The organism is Alkalibacillus filiformis (assembly GCF_030814115.1).
Classification (GTDB): Bacteria; Bacillota; Bacilli; order Bacillales; family Alkalibacillaceae; genus Alkalibacillus; species Alkalibacillus filiformis.
The window spans coordinates 1-26,135 of record NZ_JAUSUP010000011.1 but is presented as its reverse complement, the minus strand read 5'-3'; the positions used below and the strand labels follow the sequence as shown (position 1 = coordinate 26,135).

Here is a 26,135-nt window from a genome sequence, read left to right as displayed (position 1 = left end):
ACGTAAAACTCCGTCCCCCTTTTTGTTCATATTATTTTATTGGTGTTCCATTCGGTAAAGTTTGATCAACTGTCGCTAACGATAAATGACCTTCGTCGTCTTCCCCAGCTAAGATCATTCCTTCTGATAATTCGCCTCTCAACTTAGCAGGCTTTAAGTTCGTTACACAAATCACTTTACGACCTACTAAATCTTCTTCTGTATAGTGTTCAGCTATACCAGAAATCACTTGTCTTTTTTCTGAACCTAAATCAATTTGAATCTTTAATAACTTGTTTGTTTTCTTAACTTTCTCAACATGAACTACTTCAGCTACTTTGAAATCAACTTTGAAGAAATCATCAATTGTAATTTCATCTTTTTGTTTTTCTTCTTCTTCAGCCGTTTGCTTCGGTGTATTTTTAGTCATCATATCTTTAATCGCTTGCACTTCATCTTCTGTTTCTAAGCGAGGGAAGATCGGTTTACCTTTTTTGACGACTTGAGCATCATTAACTAAGTCATGCTGTGAAATGCTATCCCAAGCTTTAAGCGATTCGTCTTCAATACCTAACTGGTTGAAAATTTTCTCAGGTGTAGAGGTTAAGAATGGCTGCAACATAACAGCTGTCTTACGTAACGACTCGACTAAGTGCGCCATCACATTACCTAAACGATCCTTCTGTGACTCATCTTTAGCTAACACCCAAGGTTCATTTTCATCGATATACTTATTTGTACGACTGACAAACTGCCACAACGTTGACAAAGCAACGGAAAACTCCATCTCATCCATCGCATTTTCGACTTCTTGCTTTGTTTGTTCAGCTTGTTCGATTAAACTTTGATCATGTTCAGTTTCATTTAACGTAATGGATGGAATATCTCCACCAAAATATTTATTAACCATCGCCACTGTACGGTTTAGTAAGTTACCTAAATCGTTCGCTAAGTCATAATTTGAACGTTCAACAAATGCCTCTGGTGTAAAGACACCGTCAGAACCGAACGGCACTTCGCGTAATAAATAGTAACGTAAAGCATCTAATCCGTAACGGTCAATTAAATCAACTGGGTCAACGACATTCCCTTTGGACTTAGACATTTTACCATCTTTCATTAATAACCAACCATGTGCGAATACCTTTTTCGGAAGTGGTAAATCAAGTGCCATTAACATAATCGGCCAATAAATCGTATGGAAACGAACAATTTCTTTCCCAACTAAATGAACATCAGCTGGCCAATATTTCTGATAGCGTTCGTCTTGGTCCGTTCCGTAGCCTAATGCTGTAATGTAGTTCGTTAAAGCATCGATCCAGACGTAAATGACGTGTTTAGGGTCGCCAGGAACTTTAACACCCCAATCAAATGTTGTACGTGAGACTGCTAGATCTTCTAAACCTGGTTTAATGAAATTGTTTAACATTTCATTTTTACGACTTTCAGGCTGAATGAATTCTGGATTATCTTCATAAAACTGAACGAGACGATCAACGTACTTACTCATTTTGAAGAAATACGACTCTTCTTTAACCTTCTCAACAGGACGACCACAATCAGGACAGTTTCCTTCTTCTAACTGACGGTCCGTAAAGAAAGATTCACAAGGTGTACAATACCAACCTTCATACTCATCAAGATAGATATCACCTTGTTGGACAAGTTGATCGAAAATCTTTTCAACGATATCTTTGTGGCGCTTTTCAGTCGTACGAATAAAGTCATCATGAGTGATCTCTAACTTATCCCAAAGTTTTTCAATACCACTTACAATCTCATCAACATATTCTTTAGGCGTTACACCATTTTCTTCAGCTTTTTGTTGAATCTTTTGCCCATGTTCGTCAGTACCGGTTAAGTACATCACATCATAACCTCTTAAACGCTTATAACGCGCCATGGCATCACCAGCAACTGTCGTGTAAGCATGGCCAATATGTAAATTGCCGCTCGGATAATAAATTGGTGTTGTAATATAAAACGTATTACGTTCTTCTGGCATGGTTTGACCTCCTATATTAAATACTATTTCTTTATTATATAATTAAATTTATATACAACTAGGTACTATATATTGTAACGATTAAACTGAACAATTTCCATTGTTATTCATAGTTTCTCTCATATAACTCTGACAACTTATGTCAATCATCTATGTTGTTTCAAAATGAAACAATTTACAATTATTTATATTTTAATTAATTGACTATACATACAAAGAGTGGTAAATTTAGTTGCGAAAGATAGCGAAATTATGATCGAGAGGGGAGAAAAATAATGAAATCAACAGGTATCGTAAGAAAAGTAGACGAATTAGGAAGAGTTGTAATTCCTATTGAGTTGCGTCGCACACTAGATATAAATGTAAAAGACGCACTAGAGATCTACGTAGATGACGATCAAATCGTCCTAAAGAAATACCAGCCAAACATGGCTTGCCAAATTACTGGCGAAATCTCTAACGACAACATCTCTGTTGGAGACAACATCGTCCTTAGCAAAGAAGGCGCAGAGCAGCTAATCGACGAGATTCAAAAGAAAATGAGCTAATCCGAACGGGGCTATTATAAGCCCCGTTTTTTATTTTACTGATGAAATTCATTATAAACTTCACGGCTTGAAAGCCCTCTGTCTTGAGCGACTAATTTAACGGCGGCTTTTGTCTTTAAATGTTCGTTTTCCATATAGTATTCTACATGTTCAACTAACGATAAATCTTCCCACCAGATATCACTTTCCATATCTTTTTCATCAATTGGCTCAACAATGATGCAAAATTCACCACGTATTGTAGAGTCGTTGGATATAGACCAATCATAAACGTCATTTATAGAACCACTAATATACTCTTCGAACTTCTTCGTTAACTCTCTAGCCAGTGTAACCCTTCGACCACTACTGTATACTTCTTTCATGACTTCTAATGTCTTCGTCACTCGATAGGGCGATTCATAGAATATAAGCGTATGTTGTTGTTGGTCCAGTGACTCCAAAATATTGACGATCTCTTTCTTTTTCTTAGGTAGGAAACCTGCAAATGTAAAGGAATTAGTCGGTAATCCTGAGCCGACTAAAGCACATAACGCTGCGTTTGCTCCAGGTAATACGACAACATCAACCCCTTGTTCTCGAGCTCGACTAACTAAAGTATACCCTGGGTCTGATATTAAAGGCATGCCAGCATCACTAACTAATGCAATGGAATCACCGTTATGAATACGTTGTAAGAGGTCCTCAGTGCGTTTGTCGTGACTGTGCTCATGGAAACTAATTAATGATTTTTTTAAGTCAAAAAAGTTAAGTAACTTTTGCGTTTGTCTCGTATCTTCACACGCAATAAGATCAACATTTTCTAACACTTTCAACGCTCTAAATGTTAAATCTTCAAGATTTCCTATAGGTGTCGGAACAACGTATAATTTAGGTCCTTCTTGTTCAAAGCTCTTTTGAACGTTAATCATGAGCGGAACTCCCTTCTTCACCGTACAAAATTTTCGTCATCTCTTTAGTATAATCCCCATTTTCCTCATGGATATATAATGGTGGTTCTACTTTTAAATCAGGTTGTCCATCTTTTGCAAATTCGACTAATACAATATTAGCTTGTTTGTTTCGTTTTGGATAAACAAACTTCAAACGTTTCACTTCTAACTTATAACTTTTAGCGATTGTAATCATCTCTGAAAGTCTATTGGGCCGATGAACCATCGATACTTTCCCGCCTGATTTCACTGAACGGCTACACGCTTTTATAACATCATTTAAATCACAATAAACCTCATGGCGAGCGATCGTTAAGTGCTCATTTTGATTACGTTTATTAGGTTCATCTGTTTTAAAGTATGGTGGGTTACATGTGACAACATCAAACGTTTGGTTAAACCGTTTCGTTTCTTCTTTCAAATCACCTTGAATCATATCTATTTGATCTGTTAGTTTGTTTAATTGAACATTTCGTACAGCCATATCGTAAAGGCGTTCTTGTATTTCAACCCCGATTATTTTGGCTTGCGAACGTTTAGTTAAAAAAAGTGGTATCACACCATTGCCAGTACATAAATCTAAAACACGACCTCGCTTAATCGGCAAATATGTAAAATGAGCTAATAGTACAGCATCCACCGAAAAAGCAAACACCGTTGGGCTTTGGATAATTTGCCTTTGTTGGTCATTTAATAAATAGTCTATTCTTTCATCACCTTTTAACTCTACCATATAGCTCATCCTTCTTATGTCCTTTTTAACCTGTTACAAGTAAGTTTCCCTACATAAAACAACCTTTACTACAATGTTTGCAGTAAAGGATGTTACAACATGTATATTTAATTAAAAAACTTTAAACAAAACATACAATCTTCTTCTTCTCGAGGTGTTCCGAAATAAACGTGACAAATATGGAAGCCTTCCTCGTAAATTCTAGCTAAATTATCATAACCTTCACCGACGCTTTTTGAAGGATTTTGATCATCGTTTGACGAGTCCTCTTGTGTTAAATCATCTAAACGCTGACGTAAATGATGATTTTCATGCGCCAGTTGATGGTTCTCTTCCATTAACTGTACGAGGTCGTTTTTCAATAATGAAAAGTCTTTCTGTAAGTCTTCAAACTGTTTTTCTAAATGAGAAAAACGGTCTAAAACTTCTTTTTTGTTCACAACATCCACCTCATTACTCTGCTGCTGGAACGGAGATTGCTCCTTCATCAATTAACTCATCAAGTGTATATTCGACAACACGTTCCATCTCTGATAATTCAACCTGTACTAATCTTTCTAGCATGTTTAAACCGACAACCTTACCTGAACCATTTGATGTTGTTAAGCTTTCTCCGATATCTGGAAGTTCTTGTTTAGCATCTTCATACATATCATTTTCATACTTTAAACAACACATTAAACGGCCACATAAGCCCGAGATTTTAGCTGGATTTAATGATAAGTTTTGGTCTTTTGCCATTTTAATTGATACAGGTTCAAAATCACCTAAAAACGTAGAACAACACAGCATTCTTCCACATGGTCCAATTCCACCTAACATTTTAGCCTCATCACGAACCCCAATTTGTCTAAGTTCGATTCGTGTTTTAAACACTGCAGCTAAATCTTTAACTAAATGACGGAAATCAACACGGCCATCTGCTGTAAAGTAAAAGATTATTTTGTTACGGTCGAATGTAAACTCAGCATCAACTAAATTCATATCAAGTTGATGTTCTTTAATTTTATCTGAACAAGTACGGACTGCTTCATCGGTCATCTCGTTGTTCTCGCTTATAGTTAGCTTGTCCTTATCATCTGCAATTCGAATAACTTTCTTAAGTGGAAGAACGACATCTTCTTCATCAACTTGTTTATTCGAGATTACAACTTTACCAAATTCGACACCGCGTACTGTTTCAACAATGACATAATCATCCGTTGTTAAGTCAGCATCACCAGGGTCGAAATAATATATTTTACCCGCTTTCTTGAAGCGAACTCCAATTACTTCTAACAATCTATATCACCTCTGCAATTGAAGGACTAAATGTTCCATTGCAAGTGTATTGTGAACGTTATATGCTAACTTACGCTTTGTCTGTAAGAGTTCATAAACACATGTTTTTGCATCATTTAACGAAATTGTGTACTGATATTGTTGTAGTCTATCTAGTTGATCTGTTAGCACGACCATATCTTCTCTATTTAAATGATAGGATATAAGGTCTTGGTACCATAACAACAGCAAATCTATACCTAACTCCTGTTGGTGGCGCTCTTGAAAATGATTTAACCACACTTGATGGAGAAACAAGTAACCTTCTTCTTTAGGATTCATTACTTTATCTATTAATTGTATCACTATTCTTCTTGCTTCGGCAAACCAACCATCCTGACTAAGCTCTTTCGCTTCATCTAACCCTATATTTAAAGCCGCACAAATTTTTGCTGTCGACTCTGGAATCCCTTCACCAACAAATTGTTCGTACATACCTTCGCTTTTCAAAGGGTGAAATTGAATTCTTTGGCAACGAGACAAAATCGTATTTAAAACAGAACCAATATTTTCTGTTAATAAGACGGCCATAGTTTGTCTACTCGGTTCTTCTAGAAATTTTAACAAACGATTCGCTGCATTTGTCGTCATTTTCTCTGCTTGATGTAAAATATATACTTTTTGGTTCGATTCTAACCCTGTATATGTAAACTCTTTTTGTAAATATTCAATTTGGTCCTTTTTAATCGACTGACCATCTGGTTCAATAAAATGCACATCAGGATGGTTGCCTGTTTGAATTCTTTTACACGAGCTACACTCATAGCAAGGCTCGCTATACTGATCTTCAGCTTGCTCACAAAAGTATCGCATCGCAAACAAAAGACTGGCCTTTTGTTTGCCAGTCCCTTTAGGTCCGTGGAATAAATACGCATGAGCAATTCTATCTTTAACAATACTGTTTTGTAACATACGTGTTGCTACAGGTTGTACTTCACGCATCGTTGACCAAGTTGTTGTCATTTCATTCATCCTGTTCCTTTAAGCATATAAGTTAAGTAACATACCTTTAATTTCCCCAATGACATCTAAAACATCAATTGAACTTTTCTCTTGATCTAATACATCATCTGTTAAATCAATTAACTTATCATCAATTTGCTTAACTAAAGAAAGAGTTTGGCTGCCACCTTCTAAATCCCATTTACGGGACTGCTCAAGATCTAACCCATAGTTAACCGCTTCTTGAATAAACTGTCTGACCATCTTTTTATATTTCCCTAAATCCTGAAACGAGCGAAATTTCGCTACCTTATCACCTTGTTTAGTTAAATCAGCCAGAAGACGGTTTAATTCTGCTTCTTTCAGCTTTTGTGTCTCCTGTCCAACGACGCCTTGAAAAGATGATTTAGCATTAGTCTGTTTCTGATTATTTTGTTTAGATGTTTCCATTTGCGTACGTACTTCTTGGCTAACTTTCACTACTTGTCACTCCTATTAAAATTGGTGAAAAGCATCTACTGGAAGAACAAAAACTGTCGCTCCACCAACTTCTACTTTAACTGGCTTTGGAATGTACGAGTCTGCATTCCCACCCATCGGTGAAATTGGTGCTACCATTTGCTCGCGGTAACTACAATTATCTTTAATAATTTCTAATGCTTGATCGACATCATCGTCATCACAACCAATCATTAATGTCGTGTTACCTTCCTTTAAGAAACCACCACTTGATGATAATTTAGTCGACTTAAAATTCTCTTCAGACAACGCATCTGAAAGACGGTTTGAATCTTTATCTTGAACAATCGCAAGGACTAATTTCATCCTTTTCCTCCTCATAATTTGTACTTACTTATATTATAACAAGTTTTCTGATTATTTAGCACATGATATGATTATTTTTCACAAAACGTGTGCATAACAAACATTACTTACTAGATAAGAAAGAACGTATAACTGTTTCACATTCAACTTGAACATTTTCTAAAGACTTGTGAGCATCAATACTTTTAATTCGATCCGAGAAACGCTCTTTTAAATGACGGTAAGCTTCTTCTACTTTTTTATGAAAATCTAGCTTTTCTAAATCAAGTCGGTTTTTTTCTCTTTGTTCATTGTCACTAATTCGCTCTAAACCAACTTTAGGATCTAGTTCAAATAAAATGGTCAAATCCGGCATACAGTCCTCAATCGCAAACTCGTTAACTTGATAAACTTCTTCCATACCTAATCCTCTTGCATAGCCCTGATATGCTAAACTGCTATCAACGAACCGATCACACAAAACAATTTGTCCACGGTTTAATGCAGGCATGACTCGTTCAACTAAATGTTGCCTACGGGCCGCCGCATACAATAAAGCTTCTGTGCGACTGTCCATAGAAGTATGGTCCTTACTTAAAATAACTTCACGAATTTTTTCAGCAATTTCAATGCCTCCAGGTTCACGTGTTGTTACAACTTCATAACCGTCAGCTCTTAATTGATTTGAAATATATTGAATTACTGTTGACTTTCCCGCACCTTCTACACCTTCAAACGTTATAAATAATCCGCTCACGAAGATAACTCCCTTTATACTAAATTTGATAAACTTTTATTTTATTATGATCACCATTACTGATTCGTTGAATATGTTGCTTGCGTTTTTCAGCTTTTTCAATCGTGTTTAAAGCTTGTTGAGAAATAAACTCACCATTTAATATAACGGGTATTCCAGGTGGATAAGGTGTAATCGACTCAGCAGCAATTCGCCCGCTCGCCTCACGAACATCTACCCACTCTGTATTAAACGACTTTAACTCACGATAGGAATATGGAAAACGTTGAATTGTACTTACATCAAATTGACTGTCTACCATTTTATCATGATAAGCGTTGTCTTCCACTGTTTTTATACAATTAATTAATGCCGTACACTGCTTTTGTCGTAATTCTTCATCTAACTCGATCCCATGGATGAGTAACAACTGATTTTGGTCAACTAATTCCGCATCGATCCCGTAATCGTGTAAACGCTTGTATACTACATTCATGTCTAACGTCTCTGAAGTTAAAACCGTTTTTAAAGGGTCATCTATTTGTTCACGAACAGGTAAAACTTCACAGTTAGTCAACGTATTTAACTGGTTGTTAAGCTCAGTAATTTCTTTAACTAACTGAACTTGATCATCTTTATTAAAGTTAGCTATGTACTGCCTAGCTAAATCCAAGCTCGCCATAATTAAATAAGATGGACTGCTCGATTGGACAACTTCTAAATAATACTCTAATTTACTGCGATCGATTCGGTTAGAATTCACATGCAGAAAAGAACCCATCGTTAAAGCCGGTAATGTTTTATGAGCTGATTGAACGACTAGGTCAGCACCACATTGTTTCGCTGATTTAGGGAAGGGTGCATCGAAGGAAAAGTGAGCACCGTGCGCTTCGTCGACTAAAACTGGAACATTAAAAGAATGTGCTACTTGTACAACCGACGATAAATCAAAAGTCGTTCCGAAATAATCTGGATAAGTAAGTACAACTGCTTTAAGACTTGAATCATTCGTTAAAGCTTGCTTAATAACGTCGGGAGATATATGACAATACCGACGTGCAATGGAGTCATATTCAGGTGAAATGAAAACAGGCTTCGCTCCGACTAATTCTAAGGCATGCATCACAGATTTATGGCAATTCCGTTGAACTAACACGTGATCATCTGCATTCAAACTGGCTAGAATCATCGCCAAGTTACCAGAAGTCGTCCCATTTACTAAGAAATAAGTCTGTTCCACACCATAGTATTGAGCAGCTAACTTTTGCGCTTCTAATATAGGCCCTTCTGGTTCATGCAAGTCATCAAGACCTGGCAATTCCGTTAAGTCATAGCGAAACAGTTCATTAATGGGCTTTAATTGATTATGTACAATGGCTCCACTTTTATGTCCCGGGACATGAAAGGAGTATCGCTTTTGCTTTAAATGCTGTTGAATGGCCTCATACAAAGGCGCTCGTTGTTGATTCATATAAACACCTAACTTAAACTCGTTTTAATTCATATTGTACACGAAAATAAAACACGTAACATAAACGTTATACACTCCTAAACTAACTTTTATAAATTTTCATGTTACAATAATACAATAATACACTAAATAAAAGAGAGACCTTTGACACACCGTGCGTTAAATTCTCTATGATAAATATTAGAGGTGAATAATTAATGTTAGATGATCAATCAATTAAACATAAACTACGTGAGATCCTTTCTGATGAAAATATTTTAATTAATGAACCGTTAAATAATCATACTTATACGAAGTTAGGAGGAGAAGCTGATTTCTTCGTCACGCCTACTTCTTATGAAGCAGTCCAAAACGTTGTAAAGCTTGCTAATCAAGAACAGCTACCTTTTACACTACTTGGCAACGGCTCTAACTTAATCGTAAAAGATGGCGGTGTTCGCGGCGTCGTTCTAAGTCTTAAAAAGTTAGATGATATTAATGTAGATGGCTATGAGATGATTGCTCAAAGCGGTGCTCGTATTATCGATGCTTCACGTGAAGCTTTAACCGAACATTTAACAGGACTCGAGTTCGCTTGTGGTATACCAGGAACAGTCGGCGGTGCTTTGTTTATGAATGCAGGTGCCTATGGGGGGGAAATTAAAGATGTATTAAAGGAAGCCGTCGTCGTTGACCGTGAAGGCAACCTTCTGACACTACCAGCAGATGCATTTGATTTACAATACCGTCATAGTAATATACCAGAAAAAGGTTATATCGTTTTAGAGGCATTGTTCGAATTAAAGCCTGGTAAATATGACGAGATTAAAGCCGTCATGGATGATCTCACATATAAACGTGAGTCAAAACAGCCATTGGAATACCCATCTTGTGGCAGTGTGTTCAAACGTCCTCCAGGTTACTTTGCAGGAAAACTAATTCAAGATAGTGGCCTTCAAGGAAAAGGTATCGGTGGGGCTGAAGTATCTAAAAAACATGCTGGGTTTATCATTAATAAAAATAACGCTACAGCAACTGAATACATTCAATCGATCGAAATGGTTCAAAAGACAGTTAGTGAAAAATTCGGCGTAAATTTAGAACGTGAGGTACGTATAATTGGAGAAGACCTTGAATAAATGCAAAGAAGCGGCTTATGATTAGCCGCTTCTTTTTATATAAAATTAGGGGAGGTATCTATTAAGTTATGACGTCGTTTGATTTAGTAAACGGCGGAATTTCATTCGATCAACAAAATATTGATAACTTTCATCATCAGGACTAGTATTAACAATCTCTCTTTCGCAACTCTTACAAATAAAAGAAGACAATACGTGAATCCCGTCTTGCTTCCATTCTCCACAAATTTGACAACAATTAATTGATTGACCTTTCATCGTCTCCCACCTCCATTAACTAGAGTGGACAAATTACTAGATTTTTATACGTATCTATTAAACTTTTTTATTTTTTAAAAATAACCGTAAAAAAGAGAGGCGCATTTGCACCCCTCCTTAAGTGACGGTTATAAAATAAATACATGGATCGCAACTAATGCACCAACACCAAAGATCCCTAAAAAGCCTGCTATCGCTGATGTAAACAAATTGATCGGTATATGCAGACCGAACATCGAGCCAAATACATTAGCGAAAAATATAAACAGTGCACCAACTATGACCTTCAAAACCCCTTTTGAAGCCCATTGCATAAACTTCATTGGTGGTCCAAAAAACAGCAATAAAATAACAACCGCTAAAAATGCTAATGTCACAACTATTGGATCCATATTTGATCTCCTTTCGCTTGTCCTACTAATACGCTATGTCGCTTAGACTATTAATAGAACTAAAAAAGGAAAATCTTTATTATAGGTCTCTTCTTCCTTCTAACGCTTTGGATAACGTCACTTCATCGGCATATTCTAAGTCGCCCCCAACCGGTAATCCGTGAGCGATTCTAGTTAACCGTAGGCCTGAAGGCTTCACTAGTCTTGAAATATACATTGCCGTTGCTTCACCTTCAACATTGGGATTAGTCGCTAGAATGAGTTCTTCTACTTTTTCATCCTTTAATCGCTCAATTAAAGTTGAAACATTTATATCCTCAGGACCAATGCCTTCCATTGGAGAGATCGTACCATGTAGCACATGATACTTCCCTTGAAAGTCTTTCATTTTCTCCATAGCAATCACATCTTTTGGATCTTGAACGACACAAATGACGGAGTTATCACGACTTGGATCGCTACAAATACTACACGGGTCTTGGTCTGTAATATGACCACAAACTGTACAATGCGTTAATTCGCGTTTAGCATTAACTAACGACTTCGCGAAGTCCAACACGTCATCTTCTTTCATTTCTAACACAAAAAATGCCAGGCGTGCGGCAGTTTTGGGACCTATACCTGGCAATTTTGTAAAGCTGTCAATTAACTTTGTAATTGGTTCTGGATAATACATGATCGCATGCCTCCTAGAACATTCCCGGCATATTCATACCTTTCGTGAACTGTCCCATTTTTTCATTTGTTGTATCATCTACTTGCTTTAACACATCGTTAGTCGCAGCAATCATTAAATCTTGTAACATATCTACATCATCTGGGTCGACAACTTCTTCATTTATTTCAATGTCTGTAATTTCTTTCTTACCGTTAGCGACGACTTTAACCATGCCACCGCCAGCAGTTGCTTCAAAACTCATTTCATGAAGCTCTTCTTGCGCTTTCATCATTTTCTTTTGCATTTTTTGCATTTGTTTCATCATGTTATTCATATTTCCCATTCCTTTCATATTTGTAAGTTCTTCTTATGAATCCTTAATCTCTATTAAATCATCGCCAACTAATTTTTGTGCCTCAGAAATTAAATGATCTTCCCCGCTGCTCGTGTGCTGGTGGTGACTTTCTTCATCTTCATCACCTTCACCTTGCTCAGATTGTTGGCTTAAGAAGTCTTCTCTTATTGGATTCCAATCTTCTTCTGGAATCGGAATAATAGCTATTCTTTTTCCAATATAATCGCTTAGTACAGTTTCTACCATTTCCTGATTTTCTTGAATAAGTGAGCAATGAATCTCGAACTTGAATGCTAATATTAAGTTTTGAGATGAGGCTGCTTTTGGTTGACTATTAACTAGTTTAGCATGTGCAGGTGGACTTGTCTTTTTCAATCCGTCCATAAAGCTAGCCCAATTTGTTTTAATCGCCTGAATATCCTCTTTCGTTGCTTCTGATAAAGTTTGGCGTACCTTTTCATAAGGCACTTTATATTTATTTTGACGACTAGGTGCTGGGCGTTTGTTCGTCTCATTCTTTGGTTGTTCTGTTGTATTAACCGATACACCTTGTTCTTTTAAAGCTTTTAATTCTTTTTCTAAAGTTGCAATTTGTTGTAACAACTCTGGTGATGTTGTTTGCACTTGTTCGTTATGCGATTGATGACTAATTTCTTGAATGTTTAACAAAGCAACTTCAACTAAAATTTTAGGGCTACTCGTCCATTTCATATCTTGTTGTGTCTGGTTAAGAATTGAAATGGCTTCTTCTAACCAGTCTGAAGTTAAAAGTTCTCTTACTTGATGAAACTGTTCATTCGGAATAGCTCGGACTAACGCTTCTTCAACACCCTCTGCACTGTTGTACATATACAAATCTCTTAAAAAGTGGATAAAATCAAACACGAAGCGACTAGGATCTTTACCTTCTTGCATCATTTGATCAAGCAAGCTTAACGCTTCTTTTCCATCTTGGTTAACAAGGGCATCAATCATTGATAACAACTGCTCTTGGGCGATTGATCCTGTAACAGCTAGCACGTCTTCCATATGAATATGACCATCTTCACTATATGCAATCGCTTGGTCTAATATACTAAGTGCATCACGCATTCCGCCTTCCGCTGTTAGACCAACGTGAACGACAGCGTGATCATCATATTGAATACCACCATCATCTAAAATCAATTTCAACCGATCGACAATAGCTTGTTGTGGTATTCGTTTGAAATCAAACCGTTGACACCTTGAAATGATCGTAAGTGGAATCTTATGTGGTTCTGTCGTTGCTAATATGAAGATGACGTGAGCTGGAGGTTCTTCTAATGTTTTTAATAGTGCGTTAAAAGCTCCAGTTGATAACATATGCACTTCATCAATAATATAAACCTTAGACGAAACTGAGCTTGGTGCATACTTCACTTTATCTCGGATTTCGCGAATATCATCTACACCGTTGTTAGAAGCAGCATCAATTTCAATTATGTCCGAGATCGAACCGTCTTGAATTCCTCGACAAGCATCACATTCTCCACAAGGCTCTTTAACAGGGGAATGTTCACAATTGATAGCTTTTGCGAAAATTTTCGCAGCACTTGTCTTACCAGTCCCACGTGGACCAGTAAAAAGATAAGCATGTGCTACTTTTGATTGTTCAATCGCATTTTGTAGCGTTCTTGTAATATGTACTTGACCAACAACATCTTGAAACTGTTGTGGACGCCAAACTCGGTACAATGCTTGATAGGCCATGGACATAATCTCCTTTAAGTTCTCTCTTCATTATAACTGATTCGAATCAGACATTTCAAAATGTATCGCATGTTTTTACGAAATATATGAAAAAACTCACCTGTTTAATCAGGTGAGTTTCATCGTTTATGTACGCCGTGCACCCATCTTCGATAAAGTAACCCATAAGCGTTACGCAAGATCCTAGCTCGGTTCAGGTAACCCTGCGACACACGAGAGAGACCGCTTACTGCTGCTTCCTTCCGGACCTGACAGGGTTCACGGGTTCTCGTTGCACAGGACCCAAACGTCAACACTATTCACTTACGTCAGACCTTAAGATTACTTTACCTCAGACGGGAATTCAGCCCCACTATAGCGGATTGTGGGTAACAGGGCACCGCTACCTCCCCACCTAGCACGGCAAGTGTTATAAGGTTTGCGCTTTGTTTAGCGCATATACAAGTATATTATCTTTCAAATAAAAATGCAATGATAATAACGAACCAATATTTTCTCCTATTTTGGCTTTCTCTTTTGTCTTAATTGGCGAAAGAAATTTGTTAAAAGGTAAGCACATTCTGCCTCAAGTACACCATGCTCCACTTCAGCACGGTGATTAAAACGTGGTTCTTCTAATAAGTTTGTAATGGACCCAGCACAACCTGCTTTAGGGTCTTTTGCTCCATAAATGACGTGAGGAATTCTTGATTGTACAATCGCTCCTGCACACATGGGGCATGGTTCTAACGTTACATACAACTGACAACCTTCCAAACGCCAGCTCCCCAAGACTTCATTTGCCTTTTCAATAGCAATGAGTTCAGCGTGAGAAGTACTTCTTTGACTAGATTCACGCTTATTATATCCCGTAGCAATGACATTACCATCAAATACAATTACAGCCCCTATAGGCACTTCACCAATAGCTTCTGCTTTTTTCGCTTCTTCAATAGCTAACTGCATATACTGCTCATGCATGACAATTTCACCTCTAGGCTTATGAACATCTATTTCATTTATGCATATCTATAGAAACTGACACATACATTCAAAAAGAATAAATTGGAAAGGAGTGTGCTCATTGCTCATACACGTCGTACAACAAGGTGATTCGGTATACTCTGTTGCTAACCGGTATCAAACACCCATTCAAGATATCATTGAATTAAACCAATTAGATCAACCAGATGACCTTGTCATCGGGCAAGCACTAGTAGTTCCTGTATCTCAATATACAGTCCAAGAAGGTGACAGCTTTTATTCAATTGGTCAAAGGTTAAACATTCCCTATGAGTTATTAGCCTCTTACAATGATTTAGATTTAAATGAACCGTTAATGATTGGTCAGGAGTTAATATTACCAGAGCCTGACCGCCGCACGATCACGACTAACGCCTATATTGAACCATTCGGTGATTCCGTAAGTGACAGTTTAATTGAATCAGCCTGGGCTCGCACACCTTTATTAACATACTTAGGTATGTTTAGTTATGAAGTGAATGAAGATGGAACGCTTTCTCCACCGCCTTTAGATGATCTTCCTATGATTGCACAAACTAATAATACAGCATTAATGATGGTAATTACAAATTTACGGGACGGTGCTTTCGACCAAGAATTAGGGAGAATCATTTTAACTGACGATCAAGTTCAAGATCAACTATTTGATGAAATCATTCGGATCGCTAACGAAGTAGGTTATCGTGATATTCACTTTGATTTTGAATTTCTACCACCAGAAACCCGAGAAGACTATAACAATTTCCTAATAAAAGCGAGAGAAAGACTAAGCCCACAAGGGTTACTCATCTCTACAGCATTAGCACCAAAAACGAGTGACGAACAAACTGGTCCATGGTATGAAGCTCATGACTACCAGGCCCATGGTGAAATTGTTGATTTTGTTATTTTAATGACTTATGAATGGGGTTATGGTGGCGGTCCGGCAATGGCTGTCTCACCGATAGGGCCAGTTCGTGAAGTAGTTGAATACGCTCTATCAGAAATGCCAGCTGAAAAAATTATGCTCGGGCAAAACACTTATGGCTATGATTGGACTTTACCTTATGAAGAAGGTGGGGAAACAGCGCCTGCAATCAGTCCAAATCAAGCTATTCAAATCGCAAGAGAGAATAACCAAGCAATTGAATACGATGAAGAAGCACAAGCACCATACTTTTATTATTGGGATGAACAAGGGAATCAACATGAAGTATGGTTTGAAGATGGTCGTTCTATCCAAGCTAAGTTTGATTTAATTGATGAATTAGGTTTAAAAGGAATTAGTTATTGGAAACTAGGCTTAGCCTTCCCACAAAACTGGGCACTATTAAATTATAACTTTGATATCGATAAAATTGTTTAACGAATATAAACCTCTCTAAGATCGTTTGGTGTTAAGTCATGGGCTTGTTGAAGTCCTCTCGTTTCACAGTCTTCTTTTGATACAGCTTTGTATGGGATCTCGACTTTAAATGGACTTTTAAAAGGGTTAGGCGTAACAGAAACAGTCTGTTCGTCTAGCCACTTTGCTTTAATTGTACCTTCAATGCCTGAAAATTGTTGTCTGAAACCATCTTTAAACATCGGATTTTCATCTTCTTTTGCTGTACCTGGTTCATTTAAGCAAAGGTATAAAGATATGTCATCACAAAACTGTAGTAAACGGAAATGAAAATCGATATACTCTTCTGGCACTTGAATGTTTAAGATCCTTTTAATTTTATCTTGTCGAATCATTTCCTGGGAAATGAAATCGGTAATAGTCGAATTAGATGAATTTTCATCGAAGAATGATAAATAATGTTGGCTACATAACAAAGCAGCATATTCAGACTGATTTTCAACTAAATCTATTCCTTTTCGATAGTGTTGCACTTTAGGTTCCAACGGATAATCCATAAAGGAATGTGGTTGGTCTTTTTCTTCATTCCAAGTGGGCTGTTTGTCTAATGGGATCCAAGCACAATCATGTTGGCTTACGGCATACTCCACTTCCTTACGGTAAAATCCACCTTCAAACAATGAATCTAACCAATGTTTCGCTATTTCCCCACTCACTAAAGCGTGGTCATGTTGCGTGATCATCTTAAAATAAGAATTAGAAGACGTCACAATCATGCGCACTCTCTCCTTTTATATGTATAGTATAAAAGCCAGCTTAACTGTAGCTGGCTTTTAAGTTAATCACTTAATTGTTTTAATGATTCACGGTTAAACGCTGGTAAATCATCTGGTTGTCTACTTGTCACTAAGTTATGACATACAACAACCTCTTCATCCTTATAATTAACACCTGCATACTCTAAATCAACAGCTATTGATTTATACCCCGTTACCGTTCGCCCTTCTAATGCTTTTGCTGTAATAAGCAATTGAGGTCCATGACAAATTGCAAAAACGGGTTTATTTTCGTCCATGAAATGCTTACTAAATTGAACAAACCGTTCATCTGCTCTTAAAATATCTGGAGAAAAACCACCAGGAATAAAGAGAGCATCGTAATCCTCTGCCTTGACTTCATCGATGCTATAATCAATGGCTACTTCCGTTTTACCTTGCTTACCTGTTACAACAACTCCGCTCTCTTTTTCAATCGTTTCAACAGAGTGTCCTGCTTCACGAAAAGCATTAGCTGGCTCAGTATATTCGCTATCTTCGAATAAGTTAGTCATGACACATGCTATTCTTTTTGCCATAATAATGCCTCCTTTTATTATTCAATGATATTTCTATAAACAATATTCCCAATATCAATCGGTTAGAAACTTAAACGTCACATACTTATTGATCTTCATGTTTAAATTGCTGAAAAATCGAATGCCCTTTTGCTTGATAAACTTCTTCACCGAGCATGTCATTAATAATTTCCATATTTCTTTGAATCGCCAAACCTAAATTAGTGGCAGCGGTTCCGTGAGAATGCTCCAAATTGGTTACCATATAAAACTGGTTTTGACGTTCACCTTGAAACTTCAATCGGTAACGACGTGAGATATCAAATAAATAATCTTCTTTCTGCTCCCAATTTATTTTACTCTCGAATCGTTCCATAAACCAATCCGGAATGTTAGGTTTATAACCTGTCGCTAAAACCACTTTTTCTGTTTCATAATTAAATGATTCTTCTTGTTGCCACTGTTCACACTTCAGCTCATACAGTTGACCTTTTGGCTCAATGCCATTAACTTCTGTTAACGGTTGTATCGTTAATTTCGGGTCTTTTTCACCAATCGAATAGTGGTACAACATATCATATATGCCTTCAAGAGTTGATTCATCTACACCATTACGCAAAGGATCTAACGTATCTAATGTTTCTTGACGTTTTTTAAAATTTAATTGGTGGAAGTAATCAACATAGTTAGGTGAGAAAAATTCTTGTCCCAATTTAGCCGACTCCAGTTGGAAAATACCTTTACTACGGGTAAACCAAGTGATATGAAACTCTTTATTTTCACGTTCTTCTAACAAATCATAAAACACTTCAGCTGCACTCTGTCCTGACCCAACGACTGTAATGTGGTTAGAGTTTAACAGTTCATCTTTATGGTACAAATAACGGCTCGTATGCAGTACATCTTCTTCAGGCAACCCTTCTGTAGACTCAAGAACAAAAGGTTCTGAACCTGTAGCCATGACGACATGCTTAGCATAGTAACTAGAAAACTCTTTCGTTTCTTGGTCTTCGACAACGACTTCATAATGGGGTGTTTCAGCATCTTGGTGTTCAATCACGTCCACTACACGATGACCGAAATAAAGTCCGCTAATTTGCTCAGTTGCCCATTGTAAGTAGTCATTATATTCTTGTCTTGGGATCTCTAATTTTTGAAAGAAGAAAAACTTATACAATCGGCCATGTTCATGTAAGTAATTCAAAAAAGTGTAGCGACTTTTCGGGTCTGCAAATGTGATTAAATCCGCTAAAAACGGAACTTGTAAATCTGTTCCTTCAATTAACATACCAGGGTGCCAATCCATCTTTGGTGTTTGATCAAAAAATATGCGTTCAACGTCATCTAGGTCTTCAGTAAGTGCAGCTAATCCTAAGTTATAAGGCCCTATGCCAATTCCGATAAATGTATATAACTTATGTTCCATTACGACCACCCTTTTTCCATTTTTTATTAGTATGTACTTATTTAAGTTTCCTAACTATAAGTGATCTAAACACTTTTTCACACAAAAAAGTGAGCACCTTTTAAAAGGCGCTCACTTACTTTACTTTTTTTTACTCTTCTAAAGTTGATGTATCACCTTCTGGTAAGCCAAGCTCTCTTGACTTCAACAGGCGACGCATAATTTTACCACTACGTGTTTTTGGGATCGCTTTTGCTACTTCAATTTCACGAGGCGCAGCATGAGCAGCAAACCCTGTCTTTACAAACTGGCGAATTTCTTCAAGAAGCTCTTCAGATTCCTCGTAACCTTCATTTAAAGCAATAAAGGCTTTAATAATTTCACCACGTTCAGGGTCTGGTTTACCAATCACCCCTGCTTCTGAAACCGCTTCGTGCTCGATTAATTTACTTTCAACTTCAAACGGACCAACACGTTCACCTGATGTATTAATTACATCATCTAAACGTCCTTGGAACCAGAAATAACCATCTTCATCACGGTAGGCACTATCACCTGATACATACCAACCATTTAAGAAATAACTCTCATACTTTTCAGGACGTTTCCAAATGGCACGCATCATCGATGGCCATCCTTCTTTTATCGCTAAATTACCCATTTGGTTTGGTGGTAACTCCTGACCTTGATCATCGACAATTGATGCAACAACACCTGGAATTGGTTTACCCATAGAACCAGGACGAATATCCATTGTCGGATAGTTACAAATCAACTGTGCACCCGTTTCAGTCATCCACCACGTATCATGAATACGTAAGTCAAAGGCTTTCATTCCCCAGTGAACAACTTCTGGGTTCAACGGTTCACCGACACTTAAAATATGGCGAACTTTAGATAAATCAAACTGCTTAACTGCATCCTCACCTGCACTCATCAATTTTCTAAATGCTGTAGGTGCTGAATACCATACCGTAACCTTATAGTCAGCTAGAGCTTTATACCATGCTTCAGGTGTAAAACGACCACCAACTACAACATTTGTTACACCATTTAGCCAAGGGGCAAAAATACCATAACTCGTACCTGTTACCCACCCTGGGTCAGCTGTACACCAGTAAACATCACCATCTTGAAAGTCTAACACCCACTGACCTGTTTGGTAATGCTGAATCATCGCATTGTGTACGTGATATACACCTTTAGGTTTGCCAGTAGAACCTGACGTATAGTGAATTAACATGCCATCTTCTAGACCAACCCATTCAATGTCGAATTGTTCACTAGCACTACTCATTTCCTTATGATAATCAACATATCCTTCTTGAATATCACTTGCATCACCAACTAAAACTACCTTCTTTAAATTTGGCAATTCATCTTCAGGAACTCGTGATAATAAATCAGGTGTTGTAATAAGCATTATCGCTTCACTATCTTCTAAACGGTCTTGAACTGCTTGCTCCATAAATGCTTCAAATAAAGGTCCAGCAATCGCGCCTACCTTTAAAATTCCTAAAAAGCTTGCGTAAAACTCTGGGGATCTTGGCATAAATAAGAAAACACGATCACCCTTCTCAATACCTTGATCTTTTAATACATTAGCAAATTGGTTACTTTGCTTACTTAATTGTTCAAACGTTAACGATTCATTTCGATCAGGAGAAACATAATGCAATGCTACTTGATCTTTCTTGTCAGGATTTTCAGCGTGACGGTCAACCGCTTCATAAGCAATGTTTACTTTCCCTGTATCATTCCAAGAAAAAGCTTTCTTCGCTTCTTCCCAGTTGAAGTTTTGGTAAGTTTCTTCATAGTTTCCTAAATTGTGTTGATTACTTCTAGCTTTTAAAACGCTTTCACTCAAAACCATCACCTCATGTTTTTGTTTTAATAGAACATTATAAATATTTTAAAAATTCTAGTAATGATATTGTATAGCAAAACACACAATTTTAAAAGTCCTTCACTTCAAATATTAACCACTTTTTTGTCAGATTTATAAAAAGTCCACTCTTATATCTTAATAAGAATGGACTTTAACTACTTAATATAAATAAAAGTAAAGGAAAAACAAAATAACCATCAAAATCATCAATCCAGAAATAAGCCAAACAAGATGAATGGCAGGTTTAAACGTTTGCTCATTAATTTGTGTTCTCTTACGAACATAATGAACCGTTGCAAAAATAATCCCCGTTAATCCTATTAAAACGGACAATATTCCAATCATCTCAGCTAAACGGTCTGAATATGGAGTTAAGCTTGTATTAGTTGAGAAATGGATATTTACAATCAAAAAGCCTATTCCGATAATAGCTAAGGCTGTACGAATCCATGCTAAATACGTTCGTTCATTAGCGAGATGTTGTTGTATATAGTTAGAATCTTTTGTTGGTTCCATTTAAAACAACCCCTTAACGAGAAGCCATACGTAACATTATTTTACACATTGATTAATAGAAAGATACTTAATTCGGTCTTCATACTTATCATACCAACCTGCTTTTTTAACTAAATCTTTGACTGGTCCTTTCATATTCGCAATACTAACCTCTACACCATAATCATCATAAGCCTGGATCAGTTCATCTAACTCATCAATCGCAACAGCATCCATGTCATTAACTGCTGAAAAATCGAGTATAATTCGATTAGTGTCAGGTTTCTTGTCTATTAGCTTTTCTAATTTATTTTCTAACAAGGCAATATTCGCAAAATATAGTGATTCATCAATACGAAAAATAATCGTATTAGGGAATGTTTTCGCTTCAGGGAAACGTTCAATATTACGATAGACACCTTCTTGTTCTAAATACCCTAACTCAGCTACGTGCGGATATGCACTACGCCAAATAAATACGACTAATGAAAAAACAATACCTGTTAAAATACCAGTCTCAATACTCGTCAGTAGTGTTGCAAAAAATGTAACAGCTAAAGTCCATCCGTCAATTCGTTTCACTTTAAATAGATGAACAGCTTCTTTCACATCAATTAATCCATATACAGCTACGATAATAATCGCCGCTAACGCTGCTTGCGGTAGATAGTAAAACCATTCTGTGAAAAACAATAACGTCAAAATGATCATAACGGCAGTAATAATGGTTGCCATTCCTGTTCTTGCCCCAGATTGATAGTTAACCGCTGAACGTGAGAAACCACCTGTCACTGGAAAGGCTGAGAAAAAGGAACCGACTATATTAGCAGCACCTAAACCATTTAACTCTTGGTTCGAATTAATTTTGTAACCTTCTTTAGAAGCTATTTTTTTCGCCACAGCTACAGATTCCATAAACCCGACGAACGCTATCGTTAAAGCGATTGGAAGTAAGGCTGATATGGAATCCCAACTCATTGTCGGTAAAGATAAAGAAGGTAAGCCTGACGGTACATCTCCAACAATCGCAACACCTTGGTGATCAAGATTAAACAAATAAACAGCTAAGCTTGTCGCAACGACCACCACTAATGGTCCTGGTATTTTAGGTACATACTTTTTAAATAAAATTAAAATAATAATGCTTCCAATACCTAAAGTAACTGTTTGTAAGTGGACAGCATTTAAGTTTATAACCGCTTCAGTTAATAGTTCCAACACATTACCTTTACTCGGTAATTCAATTCCAAGTAATCCACTCAACTGCGATAAAGCAATAATAATGGCTGCAGCAGAAGTAAAACCACTGATGACAGCATGTGATAAAAAGTTAACTAAAAAGCCGAGTTTAAATAAGCCCATTACAAGTTGGATGACACCAACCATGAGTGCTAATAGTAAAGCATAGGAAATGAACTGGTCACTCCCTGGCTCAGCTAATGTAGAAACACCGGAATAAACTAATAAAGACACCATAGCAACAGGACCAACAGCTAATTGTCTAGATGATCCTAATAATGCATATATAATAAGTGGAATAGTTGATGCATAAAGTCCCATAACAGGTGGTAAACCAGCAAGCATCGCGTAAGCCATACCTTGAGGAATTAACATAATCGCAACAATAAGACCTGCAATTAAATCACCTTTAAAATCCATCCCGTTATACCGCTTAAGCCAGTCCACCGATGGTACATACTTACTTAACATAATTTCACCTCTCTTACTTTTAACTGCACCCTTGTGCAAAAATTAAGAAGGAGCCTAAACCGCTCCTTCTTAATTCATCATGTTTACCTTACTGCACAACGGTTTGGTCCAACTTCCATTTCACGTTGTTCTTCTTCATCTGGTGTTTCTTTACCCATATTAGTGAAACGGATTTTTTGGTGTGAATTTGGTTGAGGTGGTAAGTTTTCAGTTACCATCTTACGGAATTCATCTTCATCTTCAACTTGCAGACCATCGTTTTTCTCAAATAGTACACCTAACTTCTCTTGTACAGAACCGTCATTGTTTAACTCTTCTTTGAACGAGAAGTGTGCAGGTAATACAACTAAATCATCTGAAAGTTCTTTGTAACGTTCATATAACGTCGTACGTAAATCGCCTACCCAATCTTCTGCTTTACCTGCTAAGTCAGGACGACCAATTGATTGAACGAATAAAATATCACCAGACATTAAATACTTCTCATCTACAATAAATGAAGTGGAGCCGATTGTGTGTCCTGGAGAATATAATGCTTGCACATCAATTTTAGATGATCCAACTTGAATTTCATTTCCATCTTCAATCGGCTCATATTCAAATTGTAATTCTTCAGCATCTTTAGGCGGTAAATAGTAAGTTGCACCTGTTTGCTCCGCGATCTTACGGCCACCAGAAATATGGTCTGCGTGTAAGTGAGTATCTAGTGCATACTTGATTTTTGCACCTTTTTCCTCAGCAAAATTAATAAACGTATCAACCATGCGAGTCGCATCGATTACAGCTGCTTCACCATCTGAAATGACCATATATGATAGGCAACCTTTACCTAGACGTACGAATTGGTATAGTTCTCCGTTTCCTTCTAGATCACCAATTTTTACTGGCTCTAAGTGCTCACTCCAAGCTTTCATACCACCTTCAACAGAATAAACATCGTCAAAACCAGCATCAACTAATTGTTCTGCTACAAACTCAGAAGAGCCACCTTTTGCACAAATAACTGCAACGTCTTGGTCTTCTGGAATTTGATCTTGAATTGGTTCGATTCCATCCATTAAATCAAAGTAAGGTTTGTTTAGATGTTCAAAGCTGTCACTTTCTACTTTCCAATCTTCAAATGCATCTTCATTACGAACATCAAGTAAAAATAGATTTTCCTGGTTAACAACTTTCTTTGCTAATTCGTCTACTGTTAACTTTTTAAAACTCATGAAAAATACCTCCTAATAATAGTATTACTTAAGCTTTTTCTACGTCTCCGTCCCATTCACTCATACCTGGAACTACATTAGTTACGTTTTTATAACCTTTTTCAGATAATTTCTTCGCTGCTAAATCACTTCTATTTCCTGTACGGCATACAACATAAATGTCATCTTCATTATTTAATTCATCAATTTTGCTATCTAATTCACCTAACGGAATCGATTTTGCACCCGGGATATGACCAAATGCATACTCCGCTGATTCACGAACATCAATAACTGTAGCAACTCCATCAGATAGTTTTTGCTTAAGTTCATCGTTGTTTACAACGTTCTCAAATGAAGTTTCACCTTCTGCTTCTTCTTCAGAAGCTTTGCGGATATAGTGCTTTAATGTGTCACCTTCTTCATTTGTCCCTAAATACTGATGGCCAGCTCGTTCTGCCCATGCTTTAATATCAGCTTTTGAACCTGGATCTGTTGCTTCAACTAATAATACTTTTCCTGCCTCGATACTTTCGATTTCTTTTTTTGTCTTTACAATCGGCATAGGACAAGCCATACCTTTTGCATCTAAAATGTGATCGGATTTAATTTCCGCCATGCGAAATCCCTCCAAATTTATTTTTCAACAGGACCTTCCCAGTCCAACATTCCACCGGCCATATTTGTTACATCGTAGCCGCGTTCTTCTAAATATTGTGTTGCTTTACCACTACGACCACCTGAACGGCAAATCATAATGTAGTCTTCATTTTTATTCAGTTCATTTTCACGAAATTCAATTAATCCTAATGGAATATGCTTTGCACCTGGAATGATTCCTTGTTCGACTTCATCTGCTTCTCTAACATCAATTAAATTTAGTTCTTCACCATTTTCTAGGCGCTCTTGTACTTCTTTAGCTGTAACTTCCTTCATTGTATACCCTCACTTTATAAGTTGTTATTAATTTATGGATAATAGGTGGCAATTTTTTAAAATTGCCGCCTATTGGTTCTGCTTAGATAAATAAATTAATTGCACCATCTTCACCGTCAGCAATATAAGCTGCTACACCACCAAGCTCAATTCCTTCTAATAGTTCTTCTTCTTTTAGACCTAAAAGATCCATTGTCATCGTACATGCTAATAGTGTAATATCCTGCTCTTGTGCCATTGAAATTAAATCATCTAATGGCATCGCATTGTGCTTTTTCATAACGTTTTTAATCATTTTAGGTCCCATGCCAGCATATTGCATTTTAGATAATGGTAAGTTTTCAGCACCTTTTGGCATCATTTTGCCAAACATCTTTTCCATAAACGTTTTGCTAGGGCGTAGCTTTTCGTCCTTTCTTAAAGCATTTAACCCCCAAAACGTATGGAAAATCGTTACTTTATGGTCATAGGCTGCCGCACCATTAGCAATAATATAAGCAGCCATCGCTCGATCATAATCTCCACTGAATAAGATAATATTTGTTTTCTTTTGTTCTGACATCTTAAATTCCTCCTCATTTTTATACCCCTAAAGGTATATAATTCAATAAAAAAACTTTAGCCTTTTTGTACGTAAAACGTGTATACGCCATCTTCTTCTTTTGTTTCTAATAGTTCATGACCTGATGATTTCGTCCATGCTGTTAGATCACTTTTGGCTCCTGCGTCTGTTGCTACGACTTCTAGAACATCTCCGCTATTGACTTCTTCAATTGCTTTCTTTGTTCTTACAATTGGCATTGGGCATGCTAAACCTTTTGCGTCTAATGTTTTTGCTACTTCCATTATTATTCCTCCTTAGTTTTT

General features: G+C 37.0%; 30 protein-coding genes and 1 other RNA gene. 3 read left to right on the top strand and 28 right to left on the bottom strand.

What is annotated here, in order from left to right:
* Window positions 1-31: 31 nt before the first annotated feature.
* Window positions 32-1,984 (bottom strand): methionine--tRNA ligase, encoded by a 1,953-nt coding sequence (gene metG / locus J2R98_RS12205; RefSeq protein ID WP_307069384.1) that lies wholly within the window; start codon window positions 1,982-1,984, stop codon window positions 32-34.
* A 275-nt stretch (window positions 1,985-2,259) separates the two neighbouring features.
* Between metG and abrB the strand changes: the two genes are divergently transcribed.
* Entirely contained in the window at window positions 2,260-2,532 is a 273-nt protein-coding gene (gene abrB, locus J2R98_RS12200; RefSeq protein WP_307069382.1) for a transition state genes transcriptional regulator AbrB, read from the top strand.
* Between the two features lie 35 nt (window positions 2,533-2,567).
* On the opposite strand, the gene rsmI is transcribed toward abrB, so the two are convergent.
* From rsmI to J2R98_RS12155, 9 genes are all read right to left on the bottom strand, one after another.
* Window positions 2,568-3,443, bottom strand: a complete 876-nt coding sequence (gene rsmI, locus J2R98_RS12195) for a 16S rRNA (cytidine(1402)-2'-O)-methyltransferase (RefSeq protein WP_307069380.1) — start codon at window positions 3,441-3,443, stop codon at window positions 2,568-2,570.
* Window positions 3,436-4,197, bottom strand: a complete 762-nt coding sequence (locus J2R98_RS12190; RefSeq protein WP_307069378.1) for a tRNA1(Val) (adenine(37)-N6)-methyltransferase — start codon at window positions 4,195-4,197, stop codon at window positions 3,436-3,438. Before J2R98_RS12190 ends, rsmI begins: the two co-directional genes overlap by 8 nt.
* 107 nt (window positions 4,198-4,304) lie before the next feature.
* Window positions 4,305-4,637 (bottom strand): DNA replication initiation control protein YabA, encoded by a 333-nt coding sequence (gene yabA / locus J2R98_RS12185; protein WP_307069376.1) that lies wholly within the window; start codon window positions 4,635-4,637, stop codon window positions 4,305-4,307.
* Between the two features lie 13 nt (window positions 4,638-4,650).
* Entirely contained in the window at window positions 4,651-5,478 is an 828-nt protein-coding gene (locus J2R98_RS12180) for a PSP1 domain-containing protein (protein ID WP_307069375.1), read from the bottom strand.
* A 6-nt stretch (window positions 5,479-5,484) separates the two neighbouring features.
* Window positions 5,485-6,480, bottom strand: a complete 996-nt coding sequence (holB, locus tag J2R98_RS12175) for a DNA polymerase III subunit delta' (RefSeq protein WP_307069374.1) — start codon at window positions 6,478-6,480, stop codon at window positions 5,485-5,487.
* Window positions 6,481-6,498: 18 nt separating this feature from the next.
* Window positions 6,499-6,939: a YaaR family protein gene (locus J2R98_RS12170; protein WP_307069373.1), complete on the bottom strand. Its 441-nt coding sequence runs from the start codon at window positions 6,937-6,939 to the stop codon at window positions 6,499-6,501.
* A 15-nt stretch (window positions 6,940-6,954) separates the two neighbouring features.
* Window positions 6,955-7,284 carry a cyclic di-AMP receptor DarA gene (gene darA / locus J2R98_RS12165; protein WP_307069372.1) on the bottom strand — a complete coding sequence of 110 codons (330 nt, stop codon included), beginning with the start codon at window positions 7,282-7,284 and terminating at the stop codon, window positions 6,955-6,957.
* Window positions 7,285-7,387: 103 nt separating this feature from the next.
* Window positions 7,388-8,020 carry a dTMP kinase gene (gene tmk, locus J2R98_RS12160; protein ID WP_307069371.1) on the bottom strand — a complete coding sequence of 211 codons (633 nt, stop codon included), beginning with the start codon at window positions 8,018-8,020 and terminating at the stop codon, window positions 7,388-7,390.
* 19 nt (window positions 8,021-8,039) lie between these two features.
* Complete coding sequence (locus J2R98_RS12155; protein ID WP_307069370.1) at window positions 8,040-9,470, bottom strand: aminotransferase class I/II-fold pyridoxal phosphate-dependent enzyme; 1,431 nt, start codon at window positions 9,468-9,470, stop codon at window positions 8,040-8,042.
* A 197-nt stretch (window positions 9,471-9,667) separates the two neighbouring features.
* Between J2R98_RS12155 and murB the strand changes: the two genes are divergently transcribed.
* Window positions 9,668-10,588 carry a UDP-N-acetylmuramate dehydrogenase gene (murB, locus tag J2R98_RS12150; protein ID WP_307069369.1) on the top strand — a complete coding sequence of 307 codons (921 nt, stop codon included), beginning with the start codon at window positions 9,668-9,670 and terminating at the stop codon, window positions 10,586-10,588.
* 66 nt (window positions 10,589-10,654) lie between these two features.
* On the opposite strand, the gene J2R98_RS12145 is transcribed toward murB, so the two are convergent.
* The 7 genes from J2R98_RS12145 to tadA all read right to left on the bottom strand — a co-directional run bounded on the left by J2R98_RS12145 (window position 10,655) and on the right by tadA (window position 14,942).
* Window positions 10,655-10,846, bottom strand: coding sequence for a sigma factor G inhibitor Gin (locus tag J2R98_RS12145; RefSeq protein WP_307069368.1), 192 nt, complete (start codon window positions 10,844-10,846; stop codon window positions 10,655-10,657).
* A 128-nt stretch (window positions 10,847-10,974) separates the two neighbouring features.
* The gene (locus J2R98_RS12140; RefSeq protein WP_307069367.1) at window positions 10,975-11,238 is read right to left on the bottom strand and encodes a pro-sigmaK processing inhibitor BofA family protein; all 264 of its coding nucleotides are present in this window, start codon (window positions 11,236-11,238) and stop codon (window positions 10,975-10,977) included.
* Window positions 11,239-11,317: 79 nt separating this feature from the next.
* Window positions 11,318-11,914, bottom strand: coding sequence for a recombination mediator RecR (recR, locus tag J2R98_RS12135; protein ID WP_307069366.1), 597 nt, complete (start codon window positions 11,912-11,914; stop codon window positions 11,318-11,320).
* 13 nt (window positions 11,915-11,927) lie between these two features.
* Entirely contained in the window at window positions 11,928-12,248 is a 321-nt protein-coding gene (locus J2R98_RS12130; RefSeq protein ID WP_307069365.1) for a YbaB/EbfC family nucleoid-associated protein, read from the bottom strand.
* Window positions 12,249-12,263: 15 nt separating this feature from the next.
* The gene (dnaX, locus tag J2R98_RS12125; RefSeq protein WP_307069364.1) at window positions 12,264-13,982 is read right to left on the bottom strand and encodes a DNA polymerase III subunit gamma/tau; all 1,719 of its coding nucleotides are present in this window, start codon (window positions 13,980-13,982) and stop codon (window positions 12,264-12,266) included.
* A gap of 135 nt (window positions 13,983-14,117) precedes the next feature.
* An RNA gene (gene ffs, locus J2R98_RS12120) (signal recognition particle sRNA large type) lies at window positions 14,118-14,385 on the bottom strand.
* A 95-nt stretch (window positions 14,386-14,480) separates the two neighbouring features.
* Window positions 14,481-14,942 carry a tRNA adenosine(34) deaminase TadA gene (tadA, locus tag J2R98_RS12115; protein WP_307069362.1) on the bottom strand — a complete coding sequence of 154 codons (462 nt, stop codon included), beginning with the start codon at window positions 14,940-14,942 and terminating at the stop codon, window positions 14,481-14,483.
* 103 nt (window positions 14,943-15,045) lie between these two features.
* Here tadA and J2R98_RS12110 point away from each other — a divergent pair, with 103 nt between their 5' ends.
* Complete coding sequence (locus J2R98_RS12110) at window positions 15,046-16,329, top strand: glycoside hydrolase family 18 protein (RefSeq protein WP_307069359.1); 1,284 nt, start codon at window positions 15,046-15,048, stop codon at window positions 16,327-16,329.
* Here J2R98_RS12110 and J2R98_RS12105 read toward each other — a convergent pair.
* From J2R98_RS12105 to J2R98_RS12055, 11 genes are all read right to left on the bottom strand, one after another.
* Window positions 16,326-17,084: a DUF3891 family protein gene (locus J2R98_RS12105; protein WP_307069356.1), complete on the bottom strand. Its 759-nt coding sequence runs from the start codon at window positions 17,082-17,084 to the stop codon at window positions 16,326-16,328. The genes J2R98_RS12110 and J2R98_RS12105 overlap by 4 nt on opposite strands.
* Before the next feature lie 62 nt (window positions 17,085-17,146).
* On the bottom strand, window positions 17,147-17,662 hold the full coding sequence (locus J2R98_RS12100) for a type 1 glutamine amidotransferase domain-containing protein (protein ID WP_307069355.1): 516 nt from the start codon (window positions 17,660-17,662) through the stop codon (window positions 17,147-17,149).
* A gap of 85 nt (window positions 17,663-17,747) precedes the next feature.
* Entirely contained in the window at window positions 17,748-19,067 is a 1,320-nt protein-coding gene (locus J2R98_RS12095) for a lysine N(6)-hydroxylase/L-ornithine N(5)-oxygenase family protein (protein WP_307069353.1), read from the bottom strand.
* 130 nt (window positions 19,068-19,197) lie between these two features.
* Window positions 19,198-20,919, bottom strand: a complete 1,722-nt coding sequence (acsA, locus tag J2R98_RS12090; RefSeq protein WP_307069351.1) for an acetate--CoA ligase — start codon at window positions 20,917-20,919, stop codon at window positions 19,198-19,200.
* A 174-nt stretch (window positions 20,920-21,093) separates the two neighbouring features.
* Entirely contained in the window at window positions 21,094-21,450 is a 357-nt protein-coding gene (locus J2R98_RS12085; RefSeq protein WP_307069349.1) for a YidH family protein, read from the bottom strand.
* A 36-nt stretch (window positions 21,451-21,486) separates the two neighbouring features.
* A complete protein-coding gene (locus J2R98_RS12080) occupies window positions 21,487-23,139 on the bottom strand; it encodes a SulP family inorganic anion transporter (RefSeq protein WP_307069347.1) in 1,653 nt (550 codons plus the stop codon).
* Between the two features lie 83 nt (window positions 23,140-23,222).
* Window positions 23,223-24,353 (bottom strand): MBL fold metallo-hydrolase, encoded by a 1,131-nt coding sequence (locus tag J2R98_RS12075; RefSeq protein WP_307069345.1) that lies wholly within the window; start codon window positions 24,351-24,353, stop codon window positions 23,223-23,225.
* A 28-nt stretch (window positions 24,354-24,381) separates the two neighbouring features.
* Window positions 24,382-24,951, bottom strand: a complete 570-nt coding sequence (locus tag J2R98_RS12070; RefSeq protein WP_307069343.1) for a sulfurtransferase TusA family protein — start codon at window positions 24,949-24,951, stop codon at window positions 24,382-24,384.
* A gap of 17 nt (window positions 24,952-24,968) precedes the next feature.
* Window positions 24,969-25,268 carry a rhodanese-like domain-containing protein gene (locus tag J2R98_RS12065; protein WP_307069341.1) on the bottom strand — a complete coding sequence of 100 codons (300 nt, stop codon included), beginning with the start codon at window positions 25,266-25,268 and terminating at the stop codon, window positions 24,969-24,971.
* An 82-nt stretch (window positions 25,269-25,350) separates the two neighbouring features.
* Complete coding sequence (locus J2R98_RS12060; RefSeq protein WP_307069339.1) at window positions 25,351-25,830, bottom strand: DsrE/DsrF/DrsH-like family protein; 480 nt, start codon at window positions 25,828-25,830, stop codon at window positions 25,351-25,353.
* A gap of 56 nt (window positions 25,831-25,886) precedes the next feature.
* Complete coding sequence (locus J2R98_RS12055; protein ID WP_307067387.1) at window positions 25,887-26,114, bottom strand: sulfurtransferase TusA family protein; 228 nt, start codon at window positions 26,112-26,114, stop codon at window positions 25,887-25,889.
* Window positions 26,115-26,135: the final 21 nt, after the last annotated feature.